Source organism: Collinsella tanakaei, assembly GCF_021531055.1.
Classification (GTDB): Bacteria; Actinomycetota; Coriobacteriia; order Coriobacteriales; family Coriobacteriaceae; genus Collinsella; species Collinsella tanakaei_B.
On the sequence record NZ_JADYTL010000008.1, the window covers coordinates 59081 to 76441 of the forward strand.

12 protein-coding genes are annotated in these 17361 nt (G+C 61.9%); 1 reads left to right on the forward strand and 11 read right to left on the reverse strand.

The features are described 5' to 3' along the window. Window positions 1–17: 17 nt before the first annotated feature. Entirely contained in the window at window positions 18–3302 is a 3285-nt protein-coding gene (locus I6E04_RS08365; protein ID WP_235422738.1) for an ATP-dependent DNA helicase, read from the reverse strand. A 319-nt stretch (window positions 3303–3621) separates the two neighbouring features. Continuing rightward, a complete protein-coding gene (locus I6E04_RS08370; RefSeq protein ID WP_235422739.1) occupies window positions 3622–5499 on the reverse strand; it encodes an LPXTG cell wall anchor domain-containing protein in 1878 nt (625 codons plus the stop codon). Between the two features lie 294 nt (window positions 5500–5793). Here I6E04_RS08370 and I6E04_RS08375 point away from each other — a divergent pair, with 294 nt between their 5' ends. Next, on the forward strand, window positions 5794–6999 hold the full coding sequence (locus tag I6E04_RS08375; protein ID WP_235422740.1) for an ATP-binding protein: 1206 nt from the start codon (window positions 5794–5796) through the stop codon (window positions 6997–6999). A gap of 68 nt (window positions 7000–7067) precedes the next feature. Here I6E04_RS08375 and I6E04_RS08380 read toward each other — a convergent pair whose 3' ends face one another. The 9 genes from I6E04_RS08380 to I6E04_RS08420 form a co-directional block, all read right to left on the reverse strand. Beyond that, complete coding sequence (locus tag I6E04_RS08380) at window positions 7068–10328, reverse strand: InlB B-repeat-containing protein (RefSeq protein ID WP_235422741.1); 3261 nt, start codon at window positions 10326–10328, stop codon at window positions 7068–7070. A 124-nt stretch (window positions 10329–10452) separates the two neighbouring features. Then, on the reverse strand, window positions 10453–11655 hold the full coding sequence (locus tag I6E04_RS08385) for a sigma factor-like helix-turn-helix DNA-binding protein (protein ID WP_235422742.1): 1203 nt from the start codon (window positions 11653–11655) through the stop codon (window positions 10453–10455). Window positions 11656–12431: 776 nt separating this feature from the next. Beyond that, window positions 12432–12674 (reverse strand): hypothetical protein, encoded by a 243-nt coding sequence (locus tag I6E04_RS08390; RefSeq protein ID WP_235422743.1) that lies wholly within the window; start codon window positions 12672–12674, stop codon window positions 12432–12434. Window positions 12675–13129: 455 nt separating this feature from the next. Beyond that, on the reverse strand, window positions 13130–13852 hold the full coding sequence (locus I6E04_RS08395) for a DUF4241 domain-containing protein (RefSeq protein ID WP_235422744.1): 723 nt from the start codon (window positions 13850–13852) through the stop codon (window positions 13130–13132). 46 nt (window positions 13853–13898) lie between these two features. After that, window positions 13899–14366 carry a hypothetical protein gene (locus I6E04_RS08400; protein WP_235422745.1) on the reverse strand — a complete coding sequence of 156 codons (468 nt, stop codon included), beginning with the start codon at window positions 14364–14366 and terminating at the stop codon, window positions 13899–13901. Window positions 14367–14782: 416 nt separating this feature from the next. Beyond that, entirely contained in the window at window positions 14783–15973 is a 1191-nt protein-coding gene (locus I6E04_RS08405) for a tyrosine-type recombinase/integrase (RefSeq protein WP_235422746.1), read from the reverse strand. A 2-nt stretch (window positions 15974–15975) separates the two neighbouring features. Beyond that, window positions 15976–16173, reverse strand: coding sequence for a hypothetical protein (locus I6E04_RS08410; RefSeq protein ID WP_235422747.1), 198 nt, complete (start codon window positions 16171–16173; stop codon window positions 15976–15978). Window positions 16174–16178: 5 nt separating this feature from the next. Beyond that, window positions 16179–16565 carry a helix-turn-helix domain-containing protein gene (locus I6E04_RS08415; protein ID WP_235422748.1) on the reverse strand — a complete coding sequence of 129 codons (387 nt, stop codon included), beginning with the start codon at window positions 16563–16565 and terminating at the stop codon, window positions 16179–16181. Between the two features lie 93 nt (window positions 16566–16658). After that, window positions 16659–17345: a helix-turn-helix domain-containing protein gene (locus I6E04_RS08420; RefSeq protein WP_235422749.1), complete on the reverse strand. Its 687-nt coding sequence runs from the start codon at window positions 17343–17345 to the stop codon at window positions 16659–16661. Window positions 17346–17361: the final 16 nt, after the last annotated feature.

A 17361-nucleotide genomic window follows, 5' to 3' on the forward strand; every position in this document is an offset into this window, starting at 1 on the left:
TGCCAAGGCGTGGTTGGTCAGGAGACAGACTGAACCAGCCACGCCTCGTACGCCCGCTGCATGACGCGAGCCTTGTCCGTCTTGGAACGCTCATCCTCCTGTTGGGCCAGCGCAAGCTCGTAGAGCTCGCTTTGCTCGAAGGCGCTCGTGTCCCACTGCCCCGCCTGGATGCGCGCCCACACGACGTCAGCGAGCCTTTCAAGGGTGCGCACCTCCTCGTCCGACGCCGTAACGGAGAGCGGAGGATGAAGTTCGCCGGTGTCCTTCTCGGGCTCCACGTAGAAGTCGCCCATGGAGACGACCTCGTAGCCCTCGAACTGGGGCGAGGACTCCACGAGCAGCTTGTAGAACCTCAACTGGCGCTCATAATCATCGGAGACCTTGTAGCTAAAACCGGTCTTGTAGTCGACGATGCGCACCGTCCTTGCGGCATCATCAATGAGCAGCAGGTCAAGGTAGCCAAAGAGCAGGGTTCCTGCAGCGGTTGGAGCAGACAGCTTGGCTTCCGTGACCCTCCTATAGCCCCTTGCGTTCTCAAGGAGCCAGGGTACAAAGCTCGTACAGATTCGCTCGAAGCGCTGCTCGTAGCGAGAGACGTCCGCGGCGGGGAAGTCCATCCAGCGGACCCTCTGGCGATGAGTTGCCATGACCTCGTCCAGTGAGGCTCCCTTTGGTACCATGACCCGATTTACTATGTCCTCCATCATCGCGTGCACGATGTTGCCGAACTCAAGCTGGATCTGAGGAGCCTCAGGCAACCGCAAGACCTGGCGCTCGGGGAACGAAAGACTGTTCGCGCAACCTTCCTTGTAGCAGACAAAGCCATTGAGGGCAGAGGCCGAGAGATGCTTCACATCCTTGTTGGCGTCAAGCAGGGCAACGAGCTCGGGCGTGTCCAGCCGGTAGCTGTCGTGCCACTCGGTTGCGATTGCCACGTCAAGGGCGTGAGGATCCGGGTCGACCTCGCGAGCCTCGACCACGCCTGAGAGCTCACGCACGGTTGACCCGGCGGCGCGATAGAGCTCCAGATGGCGCTTCGCGCGCGTCAGGGCTACGAAGAGAAGGCGCCGTGCATCATCCTCGTCCTTCTCGTCACCAATAAGCAGGTTGGAGGGGTAGAGGCTCCCTCTGTTGGCCCCCTTGTGCCAGGTAGCGTCATCGGCGTCGACAAGATAGACGCAATCGAACTCAAGGCCCTTGGAGCTGTGAGCAGACGTCAGCCGCACAGCTCCGGGGGCATCGAGGCTGACGCTCGCTTCGATGGTCACGCCGTACTTCTGGGCCGATTCGAGCAGAGCCTCAACGTCGGGCAAGCGGAGCGTCCGGCCAAGCCCGCCTGCCTGCGCGAGCTCTCCCTCCACAAAGTCGAGCAGGGCCCGCATGCCGGCGTTGAACTCCGCTGCCGCAAGCGGGTCCTTCTCGCCCAGGCGTCGGTAGTACGCCATCGGGCGCGCTGCCATCCTGAAAAGCAGCTCACGCACCGGTGAGCTCGGTGCTTCCGCTGCCCAAGTCATGAGGCTTTCGTATAGGCCACGGATGCGCTCGTTTTGCGTGTGCTCCATGGCGAGCAGCCAGTCGCCGTGGTGCTCCCTGCGCGCGTTGAGGGCAAAGCGCACCGAGCTCGGGTGGTCGCCACCCAGCTCGGGCGCGCACACGATCTGGGGCAGACAGCTCGCGGCAACCTGCGTCCGCCCCTGCGAGAGCGCGCAGACACAGCGGACCAGTGCGAGCATGGTCTGCATGCGCTCGGATGCAAAGAGGTCCTGCGTCTGACGGTACGAGAAGGGCACATCCTCCGCAACAAGATACGGGATGAGCGCCTTCAGAACGGCATGCTTGGGCGAGATCACCGCGATCGCCTTATCGGGATCATCGCAGGTATTGAGGTAGCCGCCATCGAAGCGCTCGCGGATGTCACGCGCCAGGGCGGCATACTCCTCCGCCTTACTCTGAAAGACGGTCTCGGAGAACTCGGTCTGGTCTCCCCGGGGGCAGTTGGCCCGAATCGCTTTGTCCTCGCTTGCGGCGAGACGGCGCTCAACCTGCACCGCCACCCGCTGGCCAAGTTCGACGATGTCCGGAGTGGAGCGGTAGTTGGTCATGAGCACGACACTCTGCGGGTAGTAGCGATCGACGAACTGGTTGATGCACTCGATGGTCGCGCCCTGGAAGCGCATGATAGCCTGGTCGTCATCGCCCACCGCCATGACGTTGGGGCACGCGAGGCCCTCGCAGAGGAGCTCGACGATTCTCATCTGAGCGCCGTTGGTGTCCTGAAACTCGTCCACCTGGATATAGGTATAGGTGTCCTGAAGCTCCTGACGCAGGTTGTCGTCTTCCTCGACTGCCTTTACAAAGTCGGCGATCATGTCGTCAAAGTCGTAGAGGTGCTGGCTGTCGAGGATTTCCTGGTAGCGCTGGGCAACCGAGCAGGCAGCAAGAAGCCGCTCGCTCTCCTTCCGAATGCGGAGGCGCCTCCCCTCTCTGTTGCTTCCCTCGAAGAACGTCTTCCGGACGCTTGTGTAGCCCGTGGTCTTCCCGTTCTCGTCCACGAGCTCGGTACGTCGCACGGTGTTGCGCAGACTTGTGGTAAAGGGCACGTAGATTCCAGGAGTGATGACTACGGGACGCTTGAGCTCGTCAGGAGCATCCCCGCAGGCACGCTCGATCTCTGCCTCAAAGCGCTCCGCGACGCGCACGCTCGCCGTCATAGCGGCGATGTCGCAAAGCGAGGAGTTTTGCTCAAGCCAATCCACGGCATGGATGTTCTGCTCGGCAATCTTGGAAAGCGTCTCGTAGGAAATACCGCTGCGCTTGACCTTTGAGACAAAGGCGAGCATCTCCCGCGAGAAGTGCGCAACGCCGCCCCTACCGATGCTTGAGAGCGGAGACCCAAACGGCAGCGTCTTGAGCAGTTCGTCCATGACCTCCGCTTGTCGAAGGTTCGTGACGAGCTGGTCGGAGGCGGGACGGGGAAAGCTTTCCGGATGAGCCACACGGATGCTGCTGGCAAACCCGTGGAAGGTGCTCACCTGAATGCCGTACGCGTCTCTGCCGATAAGCTCGATCAGGCGGGAGCGCATGGCATCGGCGCCAGCCTCGGTATACGTGAGGCAGAGGATGTTCTTGGGAGCGGCGTCGCGCTTGATGAGGATGTTGGCCGCCCTCAGGCTCAGAAGCTGCGTCTTGCCCGTACCGGGGCCGGCTATCACCAACAGCGGACCATCCAAGTACTCGACCGCCCGCCGTTGCTCGTCATTCAATCTATCGAGCGCCGTTCGGAGCTCCCGCGTCATCTTCATATGCGCCCCATCCTTCACATGAGCGAACTAGACCACCCGCGCGTCAAGCGACGAAAACGAACAAGCTTGCATCAGCTATCTGGACCATCGAATTATCTCATGAACAACCCGCTTACGAATATGCAAGCTCAGGCCCTGCGCACGGACAGTCTAAGGTTAAGCATGCACCTTATTTGACCCACACCCATGGCTACAGCAGATTAGGTATTACGTCGTGTTGTAATAAAACCCCTGGGGTTATTTTACATGCAAAAGCGGGCGTCCCCGTGCAGGACGCCCGCCCATGGGATGCGATGCTACGTCTAGCGTTTTTCACCTGTTACTTGCGACGCTTTAGGAGCACGCCGGCGCCCAGGGCCAGCACACCGACGAGGGCGACACCGATCACGCCCACCATGACCATGTCGCCGGTGGCGGGAAGGATCTCCTTGTCCTTCGCCCACTTGACGTAGTCGGGATCCTTCTTTCCGCAGACGGTGCAGACGCCGTCCTCGAAATCGTGGCCGGTCGCGGCGATCGTTCCCGTCGCCTTCGCGGAATACTCGACGCCGTCGAGCTTCACCGTTCCCTTATAGAGGCGCTCGCCCGTCTTGGTGCAGGTCGGCTTCGTCTTCACGGTCACCTTCGGCGTCGCCGTCAGCACCTTGGTATGGTCGGCATCGCGCTCGCATGTGAAGGTCGCCACGAACTTCTCGCCGTCCTCGGACCAGCACCACGTCGGCTCGCCCCACTCGTGACCGGAAGCGTCGACCGCCTTGCCCTTCTCGAGCACCTTGTCGCAAAGCTCGCAGACCTTGTCGCCCGTATAGCCCTTCTCGGTGCACGTCGGATCCACCGCGCCCACGGTCGTCACCTTGTGGTCGAGTTTGGAGCCCTTATCGGTACGCGTATCGGTCGCACCGCAACCGTTGTCGCAGGTCGCCGTCTCCGTGCCGTCCTTCGTACACGTCGCATCGTCGTTGGACACGTAAGTCGTGAAGCTGTGCTCCAGCGCGCGGACGACCTTGCCCGTGGCGATCTCGTATCCGCAGATGGAGCACGTCGTATCGCCCGTGTAGCCATCCTTGGTGCACGTGGCGTCCTTCTTGCCTTCGACCACAGTTGTATGCTCGGCATAGTTCAGCTTGGCACCGCACCCGTTTTCACACGCATGCCAATGGCCGTGCTCGTCGCTCGACCATGTGGCCGCGGGAACGTGATCGGTCGCGGGATCGACGGTCTGTTCCTCCGCGATCTCGTCCGTGCCGGCGGCGTCGCGGTAATAGCACCCACAGCCGTCGCAGTACCAGTACGCGATGTTGCCGTCATCGGTGCACGTGGGCGCCTTGGCCTCGACTTCGATCAGCTGGTGGTCGTGTGTCACGGTCAAGGTGGCGACCTCGCTCGTCACGGAACCGCCCTCGCCCGTCACCACGCAACGGAACACGTATCCGTCCATGTCGACGGTCACGCCGGAATACGTGCAGCTCTCGGCGGTGGCACCGTCCAGATTTACCCACGTCGTACCGCCATCGGCACTGTACTGCCACTGATAGCTCAAGCCGGTACCACTGGCCACGATCGAGGCGGTGGCATCCCCGCCAGCCGCGACGGTAACGTCATCCGGCTGCTCCTCGATCGCCGTCGGGACAACGCTCACAGGATCGGGCGTATCGATGCGCTCGGCACCGACGACAGTGCCCGCGCCGGCAATGGTACCCGCAGCGGTCACTGAACCGAGAACCTCCAAGGTCCCTTCGTTCGTCAACGTCACACCCTCGGGAATCGTGAGGATCGTATCTTCCGGCACGGTGAGGGTCTGCCCCTCGCCAACGACCAGATCGCCCGTCAAGGTCGCGTCACCGTGGACGGCACCCGCATCGCCATTGAAAACGATAAGGCCGGAGCCATCTTCATCCGAAGGCGCGATTCCCAGCTCATCCACGATGGCCTGCAGCGCATCGTCGGGCACGGCATCCCGGATAACGAGAAGCCCCTCGCCGTTGTAATGCACGTCGCACTCTTCTTCGCCGGCAGGAATCAACGCACCGGCATCGTCAATCGTCCAGTAGCCGCCCGCCGGTTCCACCGTATCGGTAACCGGAGGATTTCCGGGCTCGTCCCCCACCGCGACCGCCGTCGCGGGTGCACATACGCCGACAGCGAACGCAACCAACGCGAATACCAAGAACCTGCGGAGCTTCACATCCATCTTCATGGTGAACTCCTTCCAGCCTCAGCACCGGACGGCGCACCTTACCCGCTTGTATTGTTCCCCGGAACCCGCATTCCACGCATCGCCCCAGCTTGAGCGGTAGAAGCAGTAGGGCGAACGCATCGCTGCGCACGATACGAAGCTCAAGGCGCGAGCATACCGATTTCGAGCCGACCTCTCGACATCTTGCCGAAGCAGCACGAGTCTCAACGTTATATGGTGCTAAATATTGAAATGTATTTCAATTTCAGTGATACTATCGACTATAATTAAAATGCATTTCAAATTGGAGCTTCCATGCCGTACATCGATCGCCCAACTTACCTCGCAAAGCTCCGCCGATGGCGCGATAGAGACGTCATCAAAGTAATCTCAGGCATCCGCAGGTGCGGCAAGTCGACCCTTATGGAGCTCTGGAAAGAGGAGCTCATCTCGTCAGGCGTGGCTCCGCAACGCATCGTGCACCTCAACCTCGAGCTCTTGGAAAACGAGCACCTGCTTGAGTACCACGCACTGCACGCCGAGGTACTCCAACATATAGTACCTGGTCAAACAACCTATGTCATCATCGATGAGGTCCAAAACGTCCCCTCATTCGAGAAAGCCGTCGACAGTCTCTATGCACGACCGGGAATTGACCTCTACATCACAGGCTCGAATTCCAAGCTCCTTCGAGGGACACTTGCCACACTCCTCTCCGGCCGTTATATAGAAATCGAGATGCTTCCCCTTTCATTTGCCGAGTATCGATTCGCCTTCGGCGATGATGGGCGCAGCCTTATGCGGAGCTGGTCCGATTACCTTCACGACGGCTCGCTCCCCGCTGTAACCGCAATCGCCGGAAACGATGCCCTCGTGCATGACTACCTATCGGGAATCCTCAATACCGTACTGCTAAAGGACGTCGCCGAACGGCTCAACGTTGCCAATGCCGCCAACCTAAACGCCGTCACCGATTTCCTGTTCGATAACATCGGCAACCTCTCCACGCCCAAAGGCATAGCCGACGCCATGACCTCCGCTGGAAACAAGATATCGTCTGCTACCGTCTCCGACTACGTGCAAGGCCTGTGCGCAAGCTACTTATTTTACGAAGTCGCACGTTTCGATCTGCGCGGAAAACGAATCCTCAAGCAAGAGAGGAAATACTATGCTACCGACCTGGGCATGCGTCGTTTATCCTGCTCGGACACGGTACGGGATACAGGACGGATACTCGAGAATGTCGTATATCTCGAACTTCGCAGACGCGAAGGTGAGGTATACGTCGGAAAACTACCGGGGAGCGAAATCGACTTTGTAACGAACGGCCCCTCGGGTAAGGCCTACTACCAGGTGGCAGAATCCGTCGCTGACTCTCGCACGCTCGAGCGCGAGATAGCGCCCCTCGCCGCGCTGCGAGACAACCATCCAAAGTACCTCATCACCCTGGACGACGTGCGGCCCGTCTCGCACGAGGGCATACGCCAGGTATACGCCCTCGACTGGCTGCTCGATCGGTAGGGCTTTCACGGCAAAGGGCGGGCGCCCGTCTCCGAGCGCCCGCCCCGTCGTCAATCGGTTGTACCGCCCTAGCGCCTGCGCCTCATGAGCACGCCCGCGGCGAGCACGGCGGCACCGCCGAGGGCGGGCACTGCCGCGAGGAGCGCGGACGCGTCCCCCGTCGCGGGGATGAGGGAGCCGCCCCCGTCGGCAGCTCCGGGCTGCTCGGGAGTCTCAGGCTCGGCGGGCTGCTCGGGTTCCTCGGACTCGCCAGGATCACCGGGCTCCTCAGGCTCGCCGGGCCGCTCGGGTTCGCCAGGATCACCGGGCTGATCGGGCTCCTCGGGCTCCTCGGTCCCTCCAGGCTGCTCGGGCTCCTGATAGTCCGGGTCCTCCGCTCCGCAGTCGACGCACGTGCCGTCCTCGTAAGTGTGACCGGCGGCGGGAATCTCCACGTACGTCGTGTAGTCGCAGCCCTCACAGGTAACGTACGCCTCCCAGCCGGGCTCGGTGCAGGTGGGCGCCTTGGCGTCGTGGCGCACCAGTTCATGATCCTCGTAACCCGCGACGACGTTCGTGTCATTTGCCGGCATCGTGAAGGTTGTCGTGGCGTCGTGCCGATCCTCGAACTTGCCGCCGCCCGTGTCCACCACGTACCAACCGGTGAAGTGTCCGTAGTCGTCATACTCCTCGGTGGAGATGGTCACCTCGGCACCCTCGGCATACATACCGCCACCCGTGCCGCCCTGGACGCGAAGCTCGTAGAGGGGTGTGGCGGGCTCGATCCGCAGGTAGGTGCTCTTATCCTCAGCGTAGGAATACGAATCGTCCTCAGCGCGTACAACCTCACCTGTCGGCGATGTCGCCCACTGATACCACGCGGGATTGCTGCCGAAGCTGACGCTGCCGCCGTTCTTGGACACGTAGATGGCGCCGTCACCGCCCTTAAGCGTGGTGGTGCCGCCCGTGAACTCGGCCACGCCGTTGGTCATGAGGGCATAGGTGATGTCGGCGTCGTCAGACTGGGAAACGGTCGCGTCCACGGTGCCGCCGCTGATGCGGACGGCGTTGTTGCCGTAGAGTGCACCCATGACGCTCTCATCCGGGTCGGTGGTCACATCGACCGTAACCTTGCCGCCGGAGATGACGAGCTCGTCGCTGGCACCGATATACCAGCCACCCGTGGCATCGATATCGGTCGTTTCACCGGAGATGGTCACGGAGCCGCCAGCGATAGGACGCCCGGTTGCGATGACCTCGATCTGCGAATCCGTGATGGAGAGGTCCTGCTTCGCGTAGATCGCATCGGTACCGGAAACGTTGAGATCGGACTCGCTAATCGAGATACCGCCCCTTTGAGCATTAACGGTCATCTTGCCCGAAAGCACGAGATCCGAGCAGTTCTCGATAACCACGTCCTTGCCGTCGGAGTACAACGCGGCGTTGCCCGCTGTAACCGTCCCCGTCGCGTTATCGAGCTCGACGGTGCCGGCAGCGGCGAGACCGTGCGCCACATTCGTCAACGTGAGCTGGGCACCATCTTTAACCGTAAGGTCACCGGTGGTGTAGGTCGCATAGCTCTCCGGCGCGTTGAGGGTAAGCGAGCCGCCGCTCACCTCGATACCGCCGGCAAGCGCATAGAGCGCATAGCTGTTAGCAGAGGTCGTGGTGACGGTGCTGTTCGTAAACGTCATCGGGCTATCGTTGTCCCAAATGTAGACAGCGATCGTTCCGTCACACGTGGCATTGAGGGTCGAGTTGGTCGCGGTGATCGGCCCCTGCGCGTCGATGGCAAAGTAGTCGCCGATCGAATTGACCGTGAGCGAACTGTCCGTGACGGAGATGCCGTTCTTGCCATAGAACCGCCCCGTCGCCTCCACCTTCGCGCCGTCCTCGATGGAAACCGTCGCTTGACCGCTCACGGCGGTTCGGCCTGCTGCCGTCCCCACGACATCGAGTACGGTACCGTTCCCCGTCACCGTGAGCTGCTGCTGGGAATACACGGTGGCCCCGGCTTCCACGTAAGCGCCCGAACCGATCGTCACCGTACCCGTGTCGGCATGGATGGCGTAATGCCCTTCATCGCCTACCGGCGCATCCGTATCGTTTGTCGTGGCCTCGAGCTTCGTGTTCTCGTCCATCACCTCGACATTCTTCTGTGCCCATACGGCATAGTAGGCATCGACGCCCTCGACCTTCACGTTCACCTGCGCACCGTTCCCGATGGCAACGCTCCCGCCGTTGCTATGGATACCGCCCTCGCCGGAAGTCACGACGAGCTCCGCCCCATCGATGGTGATATCTTCCTGGGACTGCACCGCAGCACAACCCAAAGCGGTTTCCTTGACGGTCAGAGAGCCCTCACCGGTTATGGTAAGCGGAGACCCCCAACGAGCCCAGATGGAGCCACACGAATTTTCCCCCACAAGCTCTATGGTGATCGGACCGACATCGACAGTCTGATCGGTCTCGATGGCAAGTCCAGCTTGATCGGTACCCGTGATCTTCGCGCCGTTAAGTGTGAGTGTCTGCGTCTTCGGGTCGTAAGACACCGTGTTGTCGCCGAGCACATCCGCCGCGTTCTCGCTCGTCACGTCAACACCGCCGACGGACAGACCGTACTCGACCACCGGAGTCTTCCAAGCCGCGCTCGCCGCGCTCTTCGCGCTGGTTTCGCTCGCACGATACTCGTAGTTTTCCTCGGGACCCCAGGCGCGAACGTCGAAGGCGTAGGTAGCGCCGTTTTTCGGCGCGGTAACGACGGACGTGAGCTCGCAGCTGGTATCCGCGATGGTAGTAGAACCCACCTGGCTCGTGCTGCCGTCTGCGGTCGTCTCGTAGAAGGTGACCCGGTACTCCGCAGCGTTCGCGACGGCGTCCCACGAAGCGGTGAACCCGCCGCCCGTCCAGGTGAGGTTGGAGGGCGTAGCGAGCTGCACGAGCTGCCCGGTCGTGTAGAGGTAGCTATAGGTGCCCTCCGCGCGGCCGACCTCCTTCATGGTGTCGTCTTGCTGCTTCTCGTAGTACACGAACGTAACGGGATGGTATCCGTTAAGACCTTCGACACTTCCCGCGATGGCGTAGAACTGCTCCGCAGCCTGGAAGAGGTTCTCGATATCGTAGGAGTACTCCCCGTTCACGGGGGGCATGCACGAATCGTCGCTATTCGGCCCGAACATCAGAGGATAAAGGTCGATCCCGCTGTAATACTCCCCCTCTGCATCCCAGTGCAGCACGCCGTCATCGTCAAGCCACGCATTCGGCGTGAAGTCTTGCGCGAACGCCGTCGCCGGAAGCAACAGTATCGCCGCCAGCAAGCAGGTCAGCACCGCCACGACCCTCTTTCCCATAACCTACCGTCCTTTTCGCCAATCCATTCCGAACGACGGAATACACAGAAACATGTCTGATTTTCAGCGAGAACGGTACCGAGCGCATCACCCTCCCGAAGGGAAAAACGGGCGAGCTCCCTCGTCAGGACAGCATGAATTTGCCCAGATCTTGCCGTCGTGAGATGCCGAGCTTGGTGAGCGAGCGCGAGATGTAGCTCTTCACGGTGTTCACCGAGACGCCCATATGCTGTGCGATCTCTTGGTTCGTCCAGCCGCGCGCGGCGAGCATGGACGCGGCGAACTCCGTGGTGGTGAGGCCGTCTGCCACGTCGTCGCCGGTCGCAGGGTTATGAATGCGGCGCCAGCCGGCGGAAAAGCAATACGTGATCTCGATGATGCGCCTGAAATCCTCCGGCCACCCGGGCTTGATTGCGGCCTCGAGCATGCCGCCGAGAAGCCCGTGATGTTCGCCGAAAGGCTCGATGAGGTCATCCGGCCGCGCGAGCTCCCACGCTGCGAGCAGGTGCTCACGGGCACGTTCGACCTCGCGCAGGCTCATGAGATCCATGACGGCGATGAGGTGCAGGTAGATGGAGGGAATGGGATAGACGTCCTCCTGCGTCATGAGCACGGTCTGGGCGATGCCGAGGCTCTGCGCGTAGTCGCCCGCGAGGTACACGGCATGCGCCTGCACATAGCACGCGAACGCCCGCAGCCCGGGCGGCAGGAGCGGCAGCACGTCCTGCGCATGAGGCAGCCCCTCGGGTGCGGGCAGATGCAGAAGCACGCTCGCAGCCTGGGCGATGAACGCCTCCGCGGCGCGCAGCTGCGGATTCTCGGCGAATGCCGCCACGATCGCGCCGCGCGCCTTCTCGAGCGCATCTCGCGCCCGCTCGATACGGCCGAGCGGCAGGTTCGCGTAGGCGCAGATAAGGCAAGCCGAAAGTCGAGAGTCGAAGTCCTCGCTCTCCAGATAACGCTCCGCCACGGCAACGGCCTTATCGGGCATGCCGCTAAAGTAAGCGTACTCCGCACGAGCGATGTCGCGACGCGACCCTTCCTCGAAGGATTCCACGAACTCCCTGCAATGACCCAACTCGAACGCCGTGTTCATGAGCGGCATGAGGTTCGCGTGCGCACCCCGCGCGCGTCGCGGTCGCTGAGGGGCGGCGGGCCCGACACCGGCGCGGCGCGGATCGTCGGGTTTGCGCGCGTTCACGGGAATCCCCCATGAACCGCCGAACTTCCCGGCGCCCTCGATGCGACCCTCCGCGCACAGCCTCTGTACCAGACGCTCCGTCACGTTCCAGCGGCGCGCGGCCTCCTTCACGCTTATGTACTCCATGCCAGCCCTCGACCCTGCGCAGTTGCGCGCTCCAGCACGATTCCATTCGTTTCGACGAACACTATGGCACAAGACCGGCATCGAGTTCTATTCGTCGGTGCGAACAGTTTCGCACTGATTGGCGTAAGGAAACGTGGGCTCCCACAGGCATGCTCTCACCTATGTAGTGCACTTTTGGCGATCGCGGACGCCCCGTACTTTCGTCTGCTATTTGGCATCCACAGATGCGAAAAGACGTCCACCCTCATTTCACCAATCACATTTGAGCCATTGCAAGCTGCCTGCAGATGTAGCATCCGTTGACATACTCATAATGAATTCTCGCAACAAGGCATCCGATAGAGCCAAGGGACGTTATTTGGCTGTTAACGCACCAATCTTCGCTTTTTTACGAAAATTGGCGCGTTAATAATCTACTCCCTAGCTGCTCTTGGAGCTGCTGGTTCTGAACGACTAGGTTGGCTATCGACTGGTTGAGGGCGGCAACGTCCCTGTCGTGCTTTGTCTCAAGCTCGCCAATCTCGTTCTGCAGCTGGACGGCTACATCTTCGTCCAAGAGTTCCCGCATATCCGTATACCAAGATTCGAAGCTGGAAACTATGGCGTCCAAGTCGAAGCGTAGGTTTATCCAAGGGCAATCGGTAGTTCCCCGCAAGTCCTCACCATTTCGTCGGTGAGGTACTGGGCGTTGGCGGGAACGGTGATCTTTGCCAAGAGCAGGTCGAAGAGTGAGCCTGAGCGGGCGTATAAGGGACTTCCCCGCCCCTCAGCGCCCTCTAGGTACTCAAATAGACGCCGCGCTTCTCGGAGTCGAAGCGGAGGGCTATGTAGTCCACCCGCTCCTCTGCGTTACCGTTGGAAAGGGTGAACTGCTTATTCTCTGTGCTCTGGTAGAAGCGCCCCTTGATAAAAGCGTCACCCGGATTCACGACCACCGCGAATGAGTTCTCGATAGGCTCAACCAGAAGGGCGGTTGAGACGTTCGGGATAATCCCATCACCCCAGAACCCCGAGAACATAGCGGCGAAATCGTCAGAGCTGTAAACCCTGCCTGGGGTTCCGTCCTCGTTCTGCTGCGCGTCCTATAATAACCCCAGCGACTTTTTTACATCGAGAACCGCGACGCGCAGTCGCTTGGCTACCTCGCCACAGGCGTTTTATTCGAAGCCGTATAGGGATACCCGCCCACCCGGACAAGGACAAACCCGCAGGATGGAGGGGCGAGCCATTGGAGTCGGGTCCGTGTGACTCAAACCCCCCTAACGACGCGACGGCCTCCTACGACGTACCGCCCCTCGACGTGCGCATCTTGCGCACGAACACGCTCGAAAACGGCTTTCAGTACATGAACACCACGCCGGACGAAGGTGGGCAGCTGCTGTCGGCAAGGGTAAAAGCGCCCACCCAGCACAACGTTAAATCCAGCCTCGGCCGGCCCATCGAGCCGATCGGACGGTGCCAGCGACCCGTCGTGTCACTTTTCGTAGCACGTCGCGATATCGATGAGGTGGACGTACACGCCGCACACCTTACCTTGGGCGTCGTAGCCGAAGTAGACCGGGTAGACCCCGTCGCCCCAACCGGCGGTAAACGCGGCGAGGTTGCACTCCGTCCCCGGCACGGTCCAGTTGACCCAGTCGCCACCCTCGCGCTGGTAGCGGGGGTGCTCGCGCGCGCTCTCGTCGAGCAAGTCGAAGAACAGGTCGTTGTAGGGATCGATGCTCTCGTCTTCCTCCAAACGCTTCGCCCAATACGCCCGGAACGCCTCCTGGGTGCGGACGTCCGCAATGCACCCCATGCCTGCATCCACGAAGAAGCCGAAGAACGTATCGTCCTCAAGGTCTTCAAGATCCTCGTCGCCCACCGTACCCAGATCGTAGCGAACCGGCCGCTCGTCGCTAATCGCCATCTTGACGCAAGCATAGCGGTCGCCATAGAGCTCGCTCGACACGACGCAGATCGTTACCGTATAGGTTCCGGCGGGAACGGTCTGGAGATACGGGCGGGCATCTTCTAGCTCGACAAGCGGGTCGCAAGCGATGAGCTCTCCCGTGGGAATGGAAACGGAACCGATGTTTAGCACGTCGACCGTCATGCCCCCGATAGCCGTTTCCGTGAAATAGGCTTCGAGGTCGATTGTGCAGGCAAGCCGTTCTTTAACGGATTCGTAGCGGTGCAGCCATTCCGACGTGGGCATAGCAGGCTCCCTTCCATCCCAAGACACAAGCGCTGTACGGGCAAGCTCAAAGCGCGTCTTGATCGCTCGCCCTCGCATGCCCTTTGGTGATGATTCTACCCGGATCGACGTTGCGTTCGATGTACGTCCAGAACGCTTCGCTTCCCCGCATGAGCGCCTCGACGGACACGCGGCGACGCCCCGCCCACACGGTCATCTTGGCGAGCGCGCCCGTGCTGCTGTTCGGGTTCACGCGACGCACGACCCTCGTGATGTCGGCAACTTCGAACTGCCACGCGCGGCCGAAGCACGGACGGACGGTCACCACACCCTGGCGCACGACGACCCGGAACCGCGGCCACAACACTCCGGCGATGATAAAAGGTGCGATAAGGAGCGCGAATATAACCGCTCCGGCAGGCGGCAGTTCGCCGGCAAGCGCAAACCCCGCGGGAACGAGGCAGAGCAGCGCTGCGCCACCGAGCATGAGCCGGGCGAAACCCTTTGGCACCGTGACGATGATGCTGTCTTCCATGTTGAGCGACGCCCTTGACCTGCGACCTTCGATACGTCCAGCGCTTCCCCGTGCTGATGTAAAAATACCCCAGGGGTTTTTTAACATTCGTCTCCAGCGACTCAACGTCTCGCCCAAATGGGTTGGATTGAACCCGTCCCCAACCAACCCATCCCGCCAAAGACTCAGGGGCGACCGCGAAATCGCAGGACGCCCCGTGTAAAAAAGTCGCTGGGGTTATTTTACATGGGGGTTATTTTACATGCGCTATTCCCACTCGATACTAGCAGTTGGTTGAGCTTGAATTTCGCAGCTCCGTTTGGGCAGGTCAGGGCTTTGTTGATTCGGTTGTCAGATTTCTTGCGGGCTTGCATGGAAGAATCTTGGAAGAATCGGGACGCTGGTTCTCAGGATGGAGAGACGCGTCCCTCCCCGACTCAGAACACCTTCGACACCGCGGCCACCGCCTCCTTCTTTGCGTCGAGGTTAACGTGCGTATAGATGTCCATCGTGATCTGGGAGCTGTAATGGCCCGCGAGCTCCTGCATGACCTTCGGGTGCACGCCGTTGAGCGCGAGCAGGGTGAGGTAGGAGTGCCTCAGCTCGTGGAAGCTCCAGCCGTCGAGCCCAAAGCGCTCGCGGTCGATCGACCACCAGCGGCTGAGGGAGCCAGGCGTCACGCGTTCGCCGTAGTGCGTGGCGATGACGGGGGTCTCCTCGGTCTGCTCCAGGTAGCCCTCCTCCGGCTTGCGCCACTGGTTCGTCTTCGCGAACTGCTCTGCCTGGGCGGCCTTCTGTCTGAGCAGCGCCTCGCGCGTCACCTCGGGCAGGGGTAGCAGGCGCATGCCGGCCTTGGTCTTGGTCTCCTTGAGGTTGCCGAGCCCGTCGAAGCTGTGGCTCACGTCGACGATCCCGTTCTCGAAGTCGATGTCCTTCCATGACAGGCCGCAGACCTCACCGCGCCTGAGCCCCATCGTGATGGCGACGAGATAGGCGCACTCGCGCGGCACCTCGGGGTCGAGCCCCTCGATGAGCTCCTGGATCTGCTCGGGCTTCATGGCGCGCTTCTCGCGCGTGTCCATCTTGGGAGGGTTGGCTGCGTCGCACGGGTTCTTCACGAGGATCCCCTCCTTGATGGCGTGCTCGAACACGAGCGTTATGTTGTCGTGGATCTGGTTGACGTAGGATCCGCTCGAAGGTCTTCCGGAAAGCGTGTCGCCCTTGAGCATCGCGATGTACATGTCGTCGAGCATTGCGGGCGTGACGGCGGCTAGGTTGACCTTCCCGATGTGGCGGATGGCGGCCCTGAACTGCCACTCCTGCCGCACCTGCGTGGTGGGGGCGACCTCCTTCTTGGCGGCGCGGATCTCGAGGTAGCGCATGCAGTACTCTTCGAAGGTGTAGGACGTACGGCCCTGCACCTCGTCGTGCTCGATCTCCTTGATGAACTCGCGCAGGTCGGCCTTTGCCTTGGTGAAGGTCCCCTCGACCACACGCGTCTTCTGCTGGTACTTCCCCGTGCGCGGGTTGAGCCCGATGGGCACGCGGAGCTGCCACTTGCGGCACTTGGACTTTGGCTTGTCCTTCTCCATCTGGATGATGGAGCCCTCGCCGGTGACCTTTGCCATGGCTACTCACCGTCCCCGACGACGACGTAGGGCGGGCGGTAGTGCCACTCGAGGTCGCGGGCGAGCTCGCGCTGCCAGGGCTCGTCGAGGTGCAGGGCCTCGCCCGGGGCGGCGACGAGGGCGACGACGGGGACCTCGTTCCCGGAGCCGTCCGTGAGGGAGAAGGAGACGACGCTGAGGTTCTTCTCTTCCTTGGCCATGGCGCTCACCGCCTTCCCTGGGAGCGGGCGGCGCGCTCGCCGAGCTCCACGTAGGAGAGGTAGCTGTCCACGAGGGCGCGGCCCTCGGGGCTGAGGGCTTCGTAGCGGGGCTGGATGCCCTCGGGCTCGGGCGCGTCGATGTCCTCGCGGCCGATGACGAGGTCGATGGAGCAGCCCAGCTTGTCCGCGATTTGCCACGCGGCGGGCAGCGGGATGCCGCAGTCGGCGCCGTCGCCGGCGCGCTCGTAGCGCGCGTAGGTGGAGCCGGGGATGCCGAGCGCCTCGGCGAACTCCTTCGCGGAGCGGTAGCCCGCCTCGCGGCGCAGGCGCTGGAGTGTTCTTTTGCCGCTGATGGGCTTGTAGGGGGTTTGGGAGGTTGCAGTCAGTGACATATACTTGTCACCGTCCCTTCTGGATTTGCCTCTGGACCGGACGCCGGGCCCGTGGGAGTGCCAGCTCCCGCGGGCCCACCTGTTTCTGGGCCTCTACTCCCTCGCGTCACCTCCCCTCGCGCTCTCCGCGGAGTCGTACTCGACCATGACGCCGTGGTCGACGGAGCCCCACAGCACATGCATGCCGTCGAGCTCGAACTCGCCGTGGGTGCGGTCGTAGGCCGCCATGATCTTCTCGATGGTCCTGTTGTCGATGAGCTCCTGCGCCTTGAGCGGGTGCTTGCCGCGCTTCTTCGCCGCCTGCTCCCGGAGGAAGGACTCGAAGGCGGCGCGCGCCGCCTCGGCGCTGTCGAACGCGACGAGCTCGCCGAAGGCGGCGCCGTCGCGCATCTGGGAGAGCATCTGCTGCTCGTACTGGTAGCAGAGCGCCTCGTAGGGGCGCTCCTCCTCGCGGCGCCTGCGCTCTCGGATCTTGGCGTCCTTCATGAGCACGAACTCGCGGAGCTCGTCGGCGAGCTGCCGCGCCTCGGGCGTGAGCCCGTCGTATTCGAGCTGCACCTCGCCGCGCATGCACGCGGGGTCGGGCGCCTCGCGGTCGACGATGGCGTCGATGGTGGTGCCGAAGATGTCCGCGAGCTGCCGGGCCGCGCCCATGGGGATCTTGTCGGGGTTGGACTCGTAGCGCGCGTAGGTGGAGGTCGGTATCTCGTACTCCACCGCGAACTCGTTGGAGTTCTTGTAGCCCGCCGCCTTGCGGAGCTTCAGAAGGTTGCTCGCCATGCCCTCCGCCTCTCTC

Coding starts and splice junctions, on each gene's coding strand:
- I6E04_RS08365 (WP_235422738.1), bottom strand. CDS start 3,302: ATGAAGATGACGCGGGAGCTCCGAACGGCGCTCGATAGATTGAATGAC.
- I6E04_RS08370 (WP_235422739.1), bottom strand. CDS start 5,499: ATGAAGATGGATGTGAAGCTCCGCAGGTTCTTGGTATTCGCGTTGGTT.
- I6E04_RS08375 (WP_235422740.1), top strand. CDS start 5,794: ATGCCGTACATCGATCGCCCAACTTACCTCGCAAAGCTCCGCCGATGG.
- I6E04_RS08380 (WP_235422741.1), bottom strand. CDS start 10,328: ATGGGAAAGAGGGTCGTGGCGGTGCTGACCTGCTTGCTGGCGGCGATA.
- I6E04_RS08385 (WP_235422742.1), bottom strand. CDS start 11,655: ATGGAGTACATAAGCGTGAAGGAGGCCGCGCGCCGCTGGAACGTGACG.
- I6E04_RS08390 (WP_235422743.1), bottom strand. CDS start 12,674: ATGTTCTCGGGGTTCTGGGGTGATGGGATTATCCCGAACGTCTCAACC.
- I6E04_RS08395 (WP_235422744.1), bottom strand. CDS start 13,852: ATGCCCACGTCGGAATGGCTGCACCGCTACGAATCCGTTAAAGAACGG.
- I6E04_RS08400 (WP_235422745.1), bottom strand. CDS start 14,366: ATGGAAGACAGCATCATCGTCACGGTGCCAAAGGGTTTCGCCCGGCTC.
- I6E04_RS08405 (WP_235422746.1), bottom strand. CDS start 15,973: ATGGCAAAGGTCACCGGCGAGGGCTCCATCATCCAGATGGAGAAGGAC.
- I6E04_RS08410 (WP_235422747.1), bottom strand. CDS start 16,173: ATGGCCAAGGAAGAGAAGAACCTCAGCGTCGTCTCCTTCTCCCTCACG.
- I6E04_RS08415 (WP_235422748.1), bottom strand. CDS start 16,565: ATGTCACTGACTGCAACCTCCCAAACCCCCTACAAGCCCATCAGCGGC.
- I6E04_RS08420 (WP_235422749.1), bottom strand. CDS start 17,345: ATGGCGAGCAACCTTCTGAAGCTCCGCAAGGCGGCGGGCTACAAGAAC.